Below are 13,358 nucleotides of genomic sequence, written 5' to 3'. Positions count from 1 at the left end.
CACAAATTGCCTCCCGCCGCTGGGCCTCTACTCCGCCGCCATTTGTCCGGCTGCGAAGACAGGGACGGCTCGCGGTGGCTTGATACTCGGTGCCACGGCTGACGGGGCGCGCTGGTCGAGGCTCTTGCGGAACCACAGGGCGTATAGTGCCGGCAGGAAGAGCAGGGTCAGGAAGGTGGCAACGAACAGGCCCCCCATGATCGTGGTTGCCATCGGGCCCCAGAAGGCGCTTTCCGACAGCGGGATCATGGCGAGGATCGCGGCGAAGGCGGTGAGGATCACCGGCCTGGCGCGGCGTACGGTGGCCTCCACGATCGCCTCGCGCCGGGTGTGCTTGCCCGTGGCGACATCCGCCTCAATCTGGTCGACGAGGATCACGGTGTTGCGCATGATCATGCCGGCGAGGGCGATGAGGCCGAGCAGGGCGACGAAGCCGAAGGGGCGTCCGGCAAGGTTGAGCCCGAGCGAGGCGCCGATGATGCCGAGCGGGGCGGTGAGGAAGACGAGGAAGAGCCGCGAGAAGCTCTGCAACTGCACCATCAGCACGGCGAGCATCAGCGCCAGCATCAGCGGGAACAGCTTGAAGATAGAATCGTTGGCCTTGCCCGATTCCTCCACCGCACCGCCGATATCGATGCGGTAGTCCTGCGGCAGGGCGTCGATGATCGGTTTGAGCTGCGGATAGAGCGCGGCCGTCACGTCGGGCGCCTGCACGCCGTCGATCACGCCACCGCGCACCGACAGCATCATGTCGCGGTTCTGGCGCCAGATCAGCGGCTCTTCGGAGGTGCGCTCGATATGAGCGATCTGCGCCACCGGCACGGCCCGCCCGTCGCGCGCGAGCAGGTTGAGGTCGGCGATCCGGGAGGGATCGAGCCGCTCCGCGGCGGAGGCGCGCGCCACCACGGCGATATCCTCGACGCCGTCGCGGATGGTGGTGATGGTGGCGCCGTTGACCAGCAACTGCAGCGTCTGCGCCACGTCCTGCGGCGTCAGGCCCAGCGCGCGCGCCCGATCCTGATCGACCACCAGCTTTATCGAGGGTTCGCGTTCGTTCCATTGCAGGTTCGGATCGACGACGCGCTTGTCGGCGAGCATGACCTTGCGCACCTGCTCGGCGACATCACGGATCTTCAGCGGATCGGTGCCGACGACGCGGAACTCGACGGGGTAATCCACCGGCGGGCCGAAATCGAAGCGCGTGACGCGCGTCCGGGCTTCGGACAGGGTGCCATTGCCGAGCGCCGTCTCGATCTTCGCCTTGACGCGTTCGCGCGCCTCGATGTCATTGGGCAGGATGACGATCTGGGCATAGGCAGTATCGGGAAGCTGGGGGTTGAGGCCGAGCCAGAAGCGGGGCGAGCCTTGTCCGACATAGGTGGTGTAGCTCTTGATGTCGGGATCGCCCTTGATCAGTTGCTCGCCTTCGATCGCCGCGGCCTTGGTGGCGTTGATCGAGGTGCCGGCGGGCATGCGGATCTCGAAGAAGAGCTCGGGCCGGTCGGAGATCGGGAAGAACTGCTGCTGAACATGGCCGAAGGCGACGATCGAGACGGCGAAGATGCCGAGCGTCGCCATCGTCACGGTGATGCGCCAGCGCACGCAGAAGCGCACCACGGCGCGCAGCATCGTGTAGAAGCGCGTGTTGTAGATGGCGTCGGGATCGGCGTGGACATGCTTCTTGAATGTCGGCAGCAGCAGCACGCCGAAGAGCGGCGTGAACAGCACGGCCACGAGCCAGGAGGCGAGCAGGGCGATCGCTACCACCCAGAAGATGCCGCCGGCATATTCGCCTACAGCCGAGACGGCAAAGCCGATCGGCACGAAGCCGATGGCGGTGAGGAGCGTGCCAGTGAGCATTGGGAAGGCGGTCGAGGTCCAGGCGTAGGCGGCGGCACGTTCGCGCGGCCAGCCTTGCTCCATCTTCACCATCATCATCTCCACTGCGATGATGGCGTCGTCGACCAGCAGGCCGAGCGCGATGATGAGGGCGCCGAGCGTGATGCGATTGAGGTCCATGGAGAGCATGCTCATCACCAGCACGACCACTGCCAGTACCAGCGGCACGGATGTCGCGACGACGATGCCGGTGCGCCAGCCCAGCGAGATGAGGCTGACGCCCAGTACGATCACGAGCGCCTCGAGGAAGGAGCGCAGGAATTCGAACACCGCATGGTCGACCACGGTCGGCTGGTCGGCGATCTGGGTGACGTCGATGCCGACGGGCATGCCGCCGATGAACGTATCCACCGCCGCCTTCACATTCTTGCCGAAGGTAAGGATGTTGGTGCCCTTGGCCATGACGACGCCGATGCCGAGCGCGGGCTCGCTGCCCTGTCGGATCAGGAAGCTTGGCGGGTCGGCATAGCCGGCGGTGACGGTGGCGATATCGGAGAGGCGGAAGAGGGCGCCATTGGCAGAAACCGGCGTCGCCTTGACCGCCTCGACGCCGTCGAGCGCGCCGGTGACGCGCAGGGGGATGCGCTGGGCGCCGGTCTCGAAGGTGCCGGCCGGCGTCACCGAATTCTGCTTGGCGAGGCTGTCGAAGATGGTCTGTGGGGTCACGCCGAGGCTGGCAAGCTTGGCGGTGTCGAAGTCGACGAAAATGGTCTGCTGCTGGTCGCCGTAAAGATCGACCTTGGTGACGTCGGGCACGCGCAGGAGTGCCTTCTTCATCGCCTGAGCCTGGTCCTTGAGCTGGCGATAGCTCGCGCCCTTGCCCGTGATCATGAAGAGCATGCTGTCGACGTCGCCGAATTCGTCATTGACGCTCGGGCCGATCAGGCCTGCCGGCATGTTGGGCTGGATATCGGTGAGCTTCTTGCGCAGCTGGTAGAACAGCGCGGGCACTTCCTTGGGCGGGGTAGAGTCCTGCAGCGAAAGCTGCAACGCCATGAAGCCCGGCGTCACATAGGTGCGCGCCCGGTAGAAATAGGGCAGTTCCTCGAGCTTCTTCTCGATCTGGTCGGCGACCTGGTCCTGCATCTCCTGCGAGGTCGCGCCCGGCCACACCGCGGTGACGTTGGCCACCTTGATGGTGAAGTTCGGGTCCTCGGCACGGCCGAGATTCATGTAGGCGAGCGCTCCGCCGATGGCGAGCGCGATGACGAAGAACAGCACCAGCGGCTTGTGTGCGACGGCCCACGCCGAAAGGTTGAAGCGATCGCGCATGCCGTGCTCGCCCGCTCCATCGGCATCATGCACCTCATGGGTTGGATACCGCCGGTAGGTCTCATCGCTTACCATGATGGCTGCTCCAGGACATGCGGCAGGCGGCTCTCCCCTGCAGCAAAACAAAACCCTCTGCGGAAACAGCCCGGGGGCCGCCGCTTCAAAATCGTTATCTGCCGCCACCTTGGCGGCAGTCATTCACGCTGTCGGATCGGCCTCAGCTGCCAGCGTTGCTCGCCAGCCGTACTGTGTCACCCGTATGGAGTTTCTGAACGCCGAGGGCGACCACGGTCTCTCCCTCCGACAGGCCCTTGGACACGATGGCGTCCTGGGCATCATAGGCGGCGACCGTCACCGGCCGCGAGGTGAGCGCCTTGGTAACGGGATCGATCACGAACACCGTCGGGCCATGGCCCTGGTCGAGGATGGCGCCAAGCGGCAGGCGCGCAACCGCGGGCGAGGCGTCGGCCAGCGTCACCGTAGCAGTCATGCCGAGATCGATCTCCGGTCCGGCACCCTCGATCGAGAAGCGCGCGGGATAGGTGCGGGTCGCCGCATCGGCCGAGGGGGTAAGCTCGCGCAGTTTCGCCTGATAGATCTTGTCGGGGCGCGACCACAGCGTCACCGTGGCGGTGCCGGTGCGGGCCTCGTCGATCAGCGTCTCGGGGATCGAGACATCCGCCTCGCGGGCATCGGCGTGGGCAAGGCTGACCACGGCCTGGCCGGAAGCGACGACCTGGCCGGGTTCGGCGAGGGTCGCGGTCACCACACCATCCGCATCGGCGACCAGCGTTGCGTAGGAGAGGGTGTTCTGGGCAAGGGTCACGGCCTTGGCGGCTTGGTCATAAGCGGAGATCGCCTGGTCGGCAGTGGCCTTCGCCTTGTCGAAGTCCGAATTGGTCGACCAGCCACGGCCGCGCAGCGAGGTGATGCGGCCACGTTCGGCCACGGCCTGGTCGCGGGCGGCCTGGGCCGAGGCGAGGGCAGCTTCGGCCTGCTGCAATTGCAGTTTCCAATCGGTCTGGTCGAGGGTGGCGAGGGGCTGGCCGGCCTTCACCACGGCGCCGCGATCGACGAGGCGCTCTGCAATCTTGCCGGTGACGCGGAAGCCGAGATTGCTTTCGATGCGCGCCCGGACAACGCCGACCAGCGTGCGGCGTGTAGAGGCAGGCGCGAAATGCACCTGTGTCATGCTCACCGGCCGGTCGGGCTTGGCCTTGGCGACCTCTGCAGGCTTGCTGCAGGCGGCGAGGGTGCCGGCGGCGACCAGGGCTGTCACGAGGGCAAAGCGGCGGGGTATCGGGAAGGGGGTCATGCGGTATCTCCGACATGGTCGAGAGGCTCGACGGGTGCGGCGGCATTGGCGAGTCCGCGGATGAGCAGGCGGGCGAGGCGGCGGACGTCGTCCTCGGTGGTGTCGGGCTTCACTTCGGCGATCATGGTGGGATGGAAGGCGCCGCAGCAGGCAAAGCCGAGCGTCTTGGCAGAGGCTTCGACATCGCAGGGCGCGAACTCGCCGCTCGCGACCCCCTGCGCGATCAACTGACCGAAGAGCTGCCCCATATAGGCGATATGCTCCTCCACCGCCTGCCAGTTCTCCTGCATGGCGGCCGCCACCATTTCGTGAACCGTCCGCTCATGAGTCATGCGCGCTTTATTGTGCAGATGAACGCCGACGATCATCGCCTCCAGGCGCAATGAGACCGGACCGGAGTCCGCCACGAAACTTTCGGCAAAGGTGTGCAACTCGGCAAGCATGCGCCGGCACAGCCCGTCATTGATGGAGCTCTTACCGGGAAAGAAGCGATAGATGTTGGCGCTCGACATGCCCAGCGCATTGGCGATGTCGGCAATCGTGGTCTTGCCGTAGCCGATCCGACGGAACAGAATCTCGGCAGCATCGAGAATGCGCTCTCGGGCTTCGTCCGGCTCGTAACGGGGCTTGATGGCCAAATCGCTAAACTCTGAAGAGTGAAGATATTATGTTTTTATCACTCTTAAGCCGTTAGTCAAGGGACTTGTCGCAATTAGGGGTGATGGAGAAGCCAATGGCACGGGCGCCTTCTCCACGAGGTGGCTATGCGATTCACACAAATCGGACAGCCAATTGAGCGCCGCGTTTGATGTCGTGGAAGGCAATCAGGCCGCGCTTGCGGTGCAGGTTTTCCATAGTGTCCGTCCCAGTTGCCTCAGCGGGCAATGACCCAGGCACTCGAACGTCAGGCGTATCCCGGACTTCTGCTGACGCTGCCTGGCTCGATATTCGGGAAAATGGTCAGCGACTTCGGAAAATCAGGCGGCGTCGCGGGATGCCTCGCTACCTTGCCAGCATCCAAAGGCCCACCCCGGCGACAGCGGCACCGGCCAAGCGACTGAGGAACCGGCCCCATGGTATTATTTTCTCGAGCAGCACGAACGTCGTGATCGCCGCAATCCAAAGCGTGTTCATGACGCCAACCACGAACAAGAGAGCCATCAGCGCCCAGCAGCATCCGACGCAATAGGCGCCATGGATAGCGCCAAGCCGAAGCGATCCGGTCGCCGTCCCGGCGAAGCCACCATGCTTCTGGATGAAAGCCAGGGGCGCCCGGCATTGCGACAGGCAGACACCTTTGATCGGCGTCCATTGGAACACGCCGATGCCGATCAGCACGGCGCCCCCGAAGAGCCGGCTGGCCCCCTCCATCATCGGCGTCAGCAGTGCGCCCCGTTCTAGAGCGTACTGTATCAGCGTCGCGGCAACAGAAAGCACCGTCCAGATACCCAGGTAACCGAGCAGGAACCACAGGGCCGAGGCAAATGGCCTTCCCGATGCTGCTGCATGGCGCCCGACCTGGACATAGGTGAGAACCATGGGGGCAACGGATGGCGTCATCATGCCCACCATCATCACCGTCCACATGGCGAAGATGAATACGCCATGCGCCAGGGTCCAGGGCACGAAGCCGGGGGCCGCCATGGCGGCCATTTCGCCCACGCTCATGCCCGGCATCTCGGCGGAAGGCGAATTCATCTCCCATGCGAGTTGCAGCACATAGGCCCATGAGAGCCCAACCACGATCGCGAGAGCCGCAAAGACGATGAGACGGTCGCGTCTCAGCACGGCCGAAAGCGCGGCTTCGGTGGTCCGCATCAGTGGACGATGCCGTCCTGGCACAAATGCAGTTCGGCGAATTGTCCGTAGGTATCGGCAAGGTCGAGCTTGATCGGGCCGTCCGTGTGCGACCAGCCCCGGCCCATTTCCGCACGCGTATATTCGAAGCCACCGTCGAGCACGATGGCGCCCTTGTATTCCGCACCGGTCACCGGGTTGAGGATCGGCTCGCCGCGCTGGTCAATGTAGCCGGCAACCTTCAGCGTCGCCCGCCTCTTCTTGACATCGACGTCGAAGTCGATGTCGGTAAAAACTGGGTCGTGTACCTTGCTGAGCATGGAGGCGAAGACATTGAACATCGTCGCACCGGGCTTGGTATCCTGCCCGCTCATGATCCGCAGGATCGCTTCGCGCTGGGCAGCGTCGGCTCGCTTGTCGACGAACGGCAAGGCCTGGCCGTTGCCTAGATGGATCGGTCCCGGCCAGGCAAATATGCCCGCAATCCGCAGGCCATCAAGCTGGGTGCCGCCATGATGACCCGTGTCGATCTGCATACCGACCACCGCTGTGCAGTTGCCGTGGGTTGGCAGGGCGTTGAATTGGCAGGGGCAGCCGTAAGCGCAGTTGCAGTTGGCAAATTCGCGACCATGGATCGTCCAATTGAGATCGACCATCGCAGTGCTCCTCTCAGTCGGGGTGCTTAATATTGCGAACAACGTCGTAGCTGGGGCCTGGCCTTGCGATTTCCCGCTTTCCTGTCGAATTGTATAGCACATCATGCCATTTCCGCAGATGGATATTTGGCGTGGCTCGTACGCCCGCTACGCGGAGTTGCCGCCAGAATGGGGCAATCCGTTCACATCCAGCCAAAGCCAGGGACCTGCGAGAAACTCGAAGAGATCGTAAGGGTATCGTCTAGTTATGGGCTACGGATCGTGCGCGTCCGCCAGTATTTTGAACCCTCATGCCGCCGATCCTGAATCGGCCAGGCCATGCCATAGAGCGGCCGCGGTCGTATCGCATAAGGGCGTTTAGGGTCCTCTTCGCCGAGTTCCTTCCCGGTTCTCGCGCTGATTGTCCCCGGCCCGGCGCCGAATTGACGACTGCTGCTCGCCGGTGGATCGCCAGCGACGCATTGCAAGGTCTCGCCCAGCTTGGCGCCCATCCGTCCCATCTACCAACAAGGAATTATTGAGCTGCGTGCGGACGCCAAAAATTCATACGCCTTGTTACGTCTTAGGATTGTGAGCTAACGACCGAATAACGCGAATAGGGGTATTCATTGATCATCAGTAGCGACAAACCTCGCAGGTCAATCATGAACGCTTTCTCGCCGGTCTCCTCTTCCTTTACCCCCGCAATAGAACCGGTCTTGGCCCTGTCCTCCGAGAACGATTACCTTGCTCCTGGCGTTCAGACCCGAGCGCCCTCGTCGAATGTTGCTGCTTCAACGACGACAATTGCCGTGATCTCTCCGAATAACTTCTTCCGCACTTGCCTAACCCGGTGCTTGAAAGAAATGGGACAGGAGTTTGGTATCCGCTCCTACAACAATCTTGATGAGTGGTTGGAAAATACTGGGTCGGACTCGGCGAACATCGTGTTGCTGTGTGCTACCGGCCAGAAAGCAACCGAAACGGTTGTGCAGCAAGACCTGAAAACGGCTCTCGAGGCTGCCAATAGGGTGCGCGTTATCGTCGTCTCGGATAGCGACCGCCCGGATCTGATGATGGGTGCACTGGAAAAGGGTGCGCGAGGTTTCGTCCCGATGAGCCTGGACCTTGAGGTCTTTTTTGGAGCTATCAAACTGGTCAATGTCGGGGGCACTTTCATACCCGTGACGAGCCTGATGTCCCTGCGCTCGACGTCTCCCTCGAACGCCGGAGCAAAGCCTGACGCACCCGTTCCTGGCGTCTTTACTGGACGACAGCTTGAAGTGCTTAAGCACCTTCGCATTGGTGATCCAAACAAAATAATCGCCTATAAGATGAGCATGAGTGAAGCAACGGTAAAAATTCACGTCCGCAATATGATGAGAAAGATTAAGGCAAACAATCGGACTGAGCTCGTCTGCAAGAGCAACGCGCTTTTGAACGCAGCGTGAGGTAATTGTACTGCGCTCGTCTCGTTATCGATATTTCGGGTAACGGTCCCAACAACTCTAATAGCCCGCCTGATCCGGTCAGGGATCAGGCCGTGGAACAAGGCATCACCATCAATGGGCTGGCGCTGAACCGGCTCCGCGGCGACCTATACGAACCGAACAGCCAGTCTGTCGATGTTTACTACCGCGACCAAGTCATCGGCGGGCCTGGCGCTTTCCTGGTCATAACCAATAGTGCCCATGATTTTGCAGGAGCCATTCGGCAAAAGCTCCTCCGCGAAATCGCGGCAAGTTAAACGAGGCAGTGCGCCCTGGCGGCCGAATTGCTTGGGCACCAGAGCAAAGCGCGTTCAGGCGCAAACGCTGCTTCGCTCTAACTCTTTGTTTCGACGCGTCTTTGCGATTCTTGCCGATTCCGTCAAATCGCAAAACGCTTTAACGCGGAACTTTGCTGCCCCGATAGAGCACCATGCCAGCATGGTAGAGGATGCCATCCCTGAACTCACCATCAGCCGTAAAACCGGTGTCATCCCAGTAATCGATATGGTTGCCCCGGACCTCGCATCGGCCCCGGTAAGCACTTTCGCGGGCGCCGCGTGCTTCGTCATAGCGACCGTTCGGGAGCAGGTTGTGGCGAATGTAGCCGTCTGCGGTGATCCATAGCCCGACATAGGGATGTGTTCTGTCTGGGACCGGGTCTGACGTCTTTGGGTTGTTCATCTGAGAAAATCCTTACGGTTGCCGCCGCTTGCCTGGCTCATGGCAGGTTCCGCCACTTCGTCATGCGGTCGCTGAGATCGAGTGTGCCGCCGTCGATGGTGAAACAGCCGTTGCCCAGATGATGCAGCGTGCGGCGTTCCTTCCGAGCTTCATCGATCCAGATTCGTTTCGCCTCGAGGATGAACAGGTTGCAGGTGTCGACAAGGCGCGTGTCGGCGACCCGGCACTCGACATTGGCAAGCCAATCGTCAAGCAGCGGAGCCCCGGTTCGAGGAGCCGATAGACCTGAGAAGCAGGCATCTCTTTCATCTTGGACTTCTTTCGAAGATTGCCTCCCCGCCCACGGGCGGAGAGGCTGAGACACTCTTTGATTGCAATCACCAGCCCTGTTCGACCGGAAGGACGAAGAGCTCGGCGACGTTCACATGGGAGGGCGCCTGCGCGGCAAAAACGATAGTGTCGCCGATGTCCGAGCCCCGCAGGAACGTCATCTGACTTGCGAGATCGTCCATTTGCTGTCGGTAGCCGGCGTCGGTGATGTGGTCGTAGAGCTCGGTGGCGACGGCGCCTGGCTGGATGCAGGTGACGCGGATATGTGCTTCTGGCCGACTTCCATGCGAAGGCCATCGGAGAAAGCGGCAACGGCGTGTTTCGTTGCACAATAGACCGACAGACCCTTGAAGACCTTGCGACCAGCGATCGAGGAAATATTGAAGATGTGACCGGAATGCTGCTTGATCATCCGGGGCAGGACAGCGGCCGTAACGTTCAGCAGACCCTTGACGTTGACATCGACCATTTTGTGCCACTCGTTGGTCTTGAGCTGATCGAGGTCAGAGAGCGGCATCAGCCCGGCATTGTTGACGAGAATGTCAATGGAGCCAAAGGCGTCAGCCATCTTTTGCACGCCGGCTTCGACAGAGGCGGCATCGACCACGTCCATCTCGATCACCAGGGCCTCACCGCCCTTCAAGGTGATCTCGCCTTTGAGCGCTTCAAGCTTGTCCGTTCGCCGCGCTGCGATACCGATTTTGGCGCCGGCCTCCGCAAGCTTCAAGGCAGTGGCAGCGCCGATACCGCTCGAGGCGCCCGTGACCAGTGCAACTCTTCCTGAGATGTTCGTCATTGTTCAACTCCTTGTTGGGGACCCATCCGCCATGCCGGGGGTCGCTGTCACAAAGAGGAGCCTAATTGGAGACGTCGGAGCCTTCTCACGGCGACCTGCGCGAACTGTCGGGATCTTGCTCTATTCTGGCCAGACGGAAGGATCTCAGTCGCGGCGGTAGGCGCGGGGCGATATCCCCGTTTCGCGGCGGAAGATTTGGGCGAAATGGCTGGGGCTGGAATAGCCGACGGCCATCGCGACTTCGATGATCCTGCTATCGGTCTCCTGCAACAATCTCTGGGCTTTGGCGACGCGCTGGCGAATGAAATGATGAGACGGAGAAAATCCCATCGCCTTCCTGAACAGCCGGCTGAAGTGGAACTCGCTCATGCCAACGCATCGCGCCACTTGGGCCAGGTCAAACGGTTCGTGTAAGCGTGCGTCCATGAAGTCAATGGCCCGGCGCAGCTTCGCACCCGGAAGAGCGTTTTGCCGTCGCCCTTTGCCTTCCCCGGACGCATAATGCCGGATCAGGTGAACAGCCAAACTCTGTGCCAATCCTTGGACGAAAAGGGCGCTACCCGCACCTTCTGCACTCAGCTCGCGGTAGATGAGGGCCAGCAGATTGGACAGTTGTACATCCCGGCCGCCCGATACATCGCGCAGGCCGATCCTGGCTTCGCCTAACATTTCCTCCGCGACCCGTTCAAACAATGGAACCGAGAGGTAAAGATGCATGACCTGGAACGGTTCGTCGCCCTTGGCATGCCAACGCATTTCATAGGGCGTCACGGAGCGCGTGAGGAAAAAATCGCCGACGGCGACCCGGTTCGCGGTCCATTCGCCTCCCAAATCGCGCTCCTCGACCAGCGCTTCCCCTGACATCACCCACACGACCAACGGTTCGGCAACCGCCGGAACCAGGAACGGCTCTTGGGCCTTGAGACGAGAGAATACCTGCACAAAGAGGTCCGTCCACGCTGGGCCATCACCGCTGATCAGCGTGTGGCCGGCAATGTAATTCTCGTGGCCGTGCGGGGACGTACGATCAGGAGGCGCATCCGTCTTCTTGTCGTGTTCGACAGCCATCTTACCCGCTTCTAGAATCGAGCCTCCAGTACGATTGCAGTAACATGGCGTCCTTGGCACGGTGAATTCCGCAACCGCCGCAATTTAACGGTCAAGGCGGGACCGCCCAGCAAGGGCGTTCACTCGGTAGCCCACGTCGACCGCGAGTGGCAGATCGGCCCGGAGGCGTCCACAATTCGGAGGCGCGGCGGCGTGCCTTGATGGGTATCCGAGTCCCATGCCGGTTCACATTGATACGTAGCCCGCAAGGCGGCGCTTAACGATGGCGGGATCCGGCCATACTTATTCGGATTAAATGAGACTGTGCTCAGACCATTTGCGACGCGCTCGCAATCATCACGATCTGCTCGCGATATGTGAGATAGTGGCGCGCGCATTGCTCCCCAGGTCTCATCTATTGGTACTGTTCCGTCGTCATCGAGCTTGCTTCTCCAGCCGCTATAGGACGTAGGCAGAGATCTCTTTCCAGGAAACTTTCGCATGACGCCCAGCCACCAGCACACGCATGACCACGAAGGGCACAGCCACGGCGGTCACGTCCATGCGCCCACCAATTTCGGCACGCGCTTTGCCTTGGGCGTGGCACTCAATGCCACTTTCGTGGTGATCGAAGTCGTTTACGGGCTGCTCAGCAATTCGGTGGCGCTGCTGGCGGACGCTGGGCACAATCTGTCGGACGCGCTCGGCCTCGGCGTCGCTTGGGCAGCTGTCATCTTGGCGAAGCGCAAGCCCACCAGCCGGTTCACCTATGGCCTGGGGGGCACTTCAATTCTAGCGGCCCTGTTCAACGCTGTATTCCTGCTGGTCGTCGTCGGCGGCCTGACATGGGAGGCCCTTCAGCGTTTTTCACAACCAGAGCCCGTTGCCGGCAAGACCGTCATGATTGTCGCTGCCTGTGGCATCGTCTTGAACGGTTTCTGCGCGTGGCTGTTTGCATCGGGGAGCAAGGGCGATCTGAATATGCGTGGTGCCTTCATGCACATGGCGTCGGATGCTCTCGTCTCTCTTGGCGTTGTCGTAGGGGGACTCGTCATCCTGCTGACCGGATGGCACTGGATCGACCCGGCGATAAGCATTGTCGTCAATGTCGTGATCGTCATTGGGACGTGGGGCCTGCTGACCGGCTCACTTGCCATGTCACTCAGCGCCGTGCCGCCCGGTATCGACATGGAGAAGGTGCGTGCTCTTCTGCTCGGTCTGCCGGGCGTGAGTGACCTGCACGATCTGCACGTTTGGTCCCTCAGCACAACCGAAACCGCTCTGTCCTGCCATCTGGTTATGCCGGAAAGCCCGCCCTCCGATGAAATGCTGTTTCATGCGGCCGAGGAGTTGAAGGAGCATTTCGGGATCGGGCATGTAACGCTGCAAGCCGAAAAGACGCCTTCCGAAGCACACATTGCAACCCTCCACGACCATTAGATGTTGCTGCTCGCGACCATCGTCTGGTTTTTAATTTGGGTGAGATGCTTGGATGCTGTGGGGATCGAAGCGGAACTGAGCCCGATATGGCTTGCACGAACGGAAAATAGTCTGACGAATGACGTGTTGCCCACCTTAACGATCCATGAGTAGTTGTTGCCGGGAAGACGGACCGATATCTGGTGGGTCGCTGAATATCTGATGGAGATAATCTTGTTTCGAGCTGCAATTCTTGGCGGGGTCCTGATATTGGGATTGCCGACACTAGCCTTTGCCGATGATCAGTGTGTCAATGCGACAGACCAGAGCACGATGACCTCGTGTGCGGCGGCGGCCTTTAAGAAGACTGACAAGCAACTCAACGATGTCTACAGGCAGATTGAAGCGCGACTCGCAGACGACGCGGACACCAGAAAGCTTCTTGGCGACGCGCAACGGGCTTGGATAAAATTTCGGGATACCGAGTGTGATTTCCAAAGTTCTGCCACAGCTGGCGGCAGTGCGCGGCCAATGATCGTCGCCATGTGCCTGGACGGCCTTACGCAAGCCAGGGTTCAGGATTTGCGGAAATACCTGAATTGCGAAGAGGGCGCCATGGACTGCCCGGTTCCCCCGGCAAATTGAACCCGATGCCTCGCGGCGTCGGGTTGCTGTGC

Annotated in this window: 11 protein-coding genes and 2 pseudogenes; 4 read left to right on the top strand and 9 right to left on the bottom strand. The window is 61.2% G+C overall.

Translation table 11 applies throughout. From position 1 onward, the window contains the following. Positions 1 to 27: 27 nt before the first annotated feature. The 5 genes from QQL24_RS17220 to QQL24_RS17200 all read right to left on the bottom strand — a co-directional run bounded on the left by QQL24_RS17220 (position 28) and on the right by QQL24_RS17200 (position 6,939). Positions 28 to 3,171, bottom strand: a complete 3,144-nt coding sequence (locus QQL24_RS17220) for an efflux RND transporter permease subunit (RefSeq protein ID WP_284313605.1) — start codon at positions 3,169 to 3,171, stop codon at positions 28 to 30. 217 nt (positions 3,172 to 3,388) lie between these two features. Next, entirely contained in the window at positions 3,389 to 4,486 is a 1,098-nt protein-coding gene (locus QQL24_RS17215; RefSeq protein WP_284313517.1) for an efflux RND transporter periplasmic adaptor subunit, read from the bottom strand. Continuing rightward, entirely contained in the window at positions 4,483 to 5,124 is a 642-nt protein-coding gene (locus QQL24_RS17210; RefSeq protein WP_284313516.1) for a TetR/AcrR family transcriptional regulator, read from the bottom strand. The genes QQL24_RS17215 and QQL24_RS17210 overlap by 4 nt, the downstream gene beginning before the upstream one ends. A gap of 364 nt (positions 5,125 to 5,488) precedes the next feature. Then, the gene (locus tag QQL24_RS17205; RefSeq protein WP_284313515.1) at positions 5,489 to 6,304 is read right to left on the bottom strand and encodes a DUF2182 domain-containing protein; all 816 of its coding nucleotides are present in this window, start codon (positions 6,302 to 6,304) and stop codon (positions 5,489 to 5,491) included. After that, the gene (locus tag QQL24_RS17200; protein WP_284313514.1) at positions 6,304 to 6,939 is read right to left on the bottom strand and encodes a DUF1326 domain-containing protein; all 636 of its coding nucleotides are present in this window, start codon (positions 6,937 to 6,939) and stop codon (positions 6,304 to 6,306) included. Before QQL24_RS17200 ends, QQL24_RS17205 begins: the two co-directional genes overlap by 1 nt. A 644-nt stretch (positions 6,940 to 7,583) precedes the next feature. On the opposite strand from QQL24_RS17200, the gene QQL24_RS17195 reads away from it, so the two are divergent. Then, a complete protein-coding gene (locus tag QQL24_RS17195; protein ID WP_284313513.1) occupies positions 7,584 to 8,369 on the top strand; it encodes a response regulator transcription factor in 786 nt (261 codons plus the stop codon). A gap of 5 nt (positions 8,370 to 8,374) precedes the next feature. Continuing rightward, positions 8,375 to 8,665: a DUF1194 domain-containing protein gene (locus QQL24_RS17190; protein ID WP_284313512.1), complete on the top strand. Its 291-nt coding sequence runs from the start codon at positions 8,375 to 8,377 to the stop codon at positions 8,663 to 8,665. Positions 8,666 to 8,804: 139 nt separating this feature from the next. Here the strand turns inward: QQL24_RS17190 and QQL24_RS17185 are convergent, their stop codons facing one another. The 4 genes and pseudogenes from QQL24_RS17185 to QQL24_RS17170 all read right to left on the bottom strand — a co-directional run bounded on the left by QQL24_RS17185 (position 8,805) and on the right by QQL24_RS17170 (position 11,283). Then, positions 8,805 to 9,089 carry an Atu4866 domain-containing protein gene (locus QQL24_RS17185; protein ID WP_284313511.1) on the bottom strand — a complete coding sequence of 95 codons (285 nt, stop codon included), beginning with the start codon at positions 9,087 to 9,089 and terminating at the stop codon, positions 8,805 to 8,807. Positions 9,090 to 9,126: 37 nt separating this feature from the next. Continuing rightward, positions 9,127 to 9,381, bottom strand: a pseudogene (locus QQL24_RS17180) (flavin reductase); the annotation flags it as partial. 85 nt (positions 9,382 to 9,466) lie between these two features. Then, positions 9,467 to 10,215: pseudogene (locus QQL24_RS17175) on the bottom strand (SDR family oxidoreductase). Positions 10,216 to 10,359: 144 nt separating this feature from the next. Further along, the gene (locus QQL24_RS17170; RefSeq protein WP_284313509.1) at positions 10,360 to 11,283 is read right to left on the bottom strand and encodes a helix-turn-helix domain-containing protein; all 924 of its coding nucleotides are present in this window, start codon (positions 11,281 to 11,283) and stop codon (positions 10,360 to 10,362) included. 480 nt (positions 11,284 to 11,763) lie between these two features. On the opposite strand from QQL24_RS17170, the gene QQL24_RS17165 reads away from it, so the two are divergent. Further along, positions 11,764 to 12,702 carry a cation diffusion facilitator family transporter gene (locus QQL24_RS17165; protein WP_284313508.1) on the top strand — a complete coding sequence of 313 codons (939 nt, stop codon included), beginning with the start codon at positions 11,764 to 11,766 and terminating at the stop codon, positions 12,700 to 12,702. Between the two features lie 201 nt (positions 12,703 to 12,903). After that, positions 12,904 to 13,326 (top strand): lysozyme inhibitor LprI family protein, encoded by a 423-nt coding sequence (locus tag QQL24_RS17160; protein WP_284313507.1) that lies wholly within the window; start codon positions 12,904 to 12,906, stop codon positions 13,324 to 13,326. The last annotated feature ends 32 nt before the right edge of the window (positions 13,327 to 13,358 follow it).

Source organism: Labrys miyagiensis, from assembly GCF_030160835.1.
Lineage (GTDB): Bacteria > Pseudomonadota > Alphaproteobacteria > Rhizobiales > Labraceae > Labrys > Labrys miyagiensis.
This window is presented reverse-complemented; position numbering and strand designations above follow the sequence as displayed.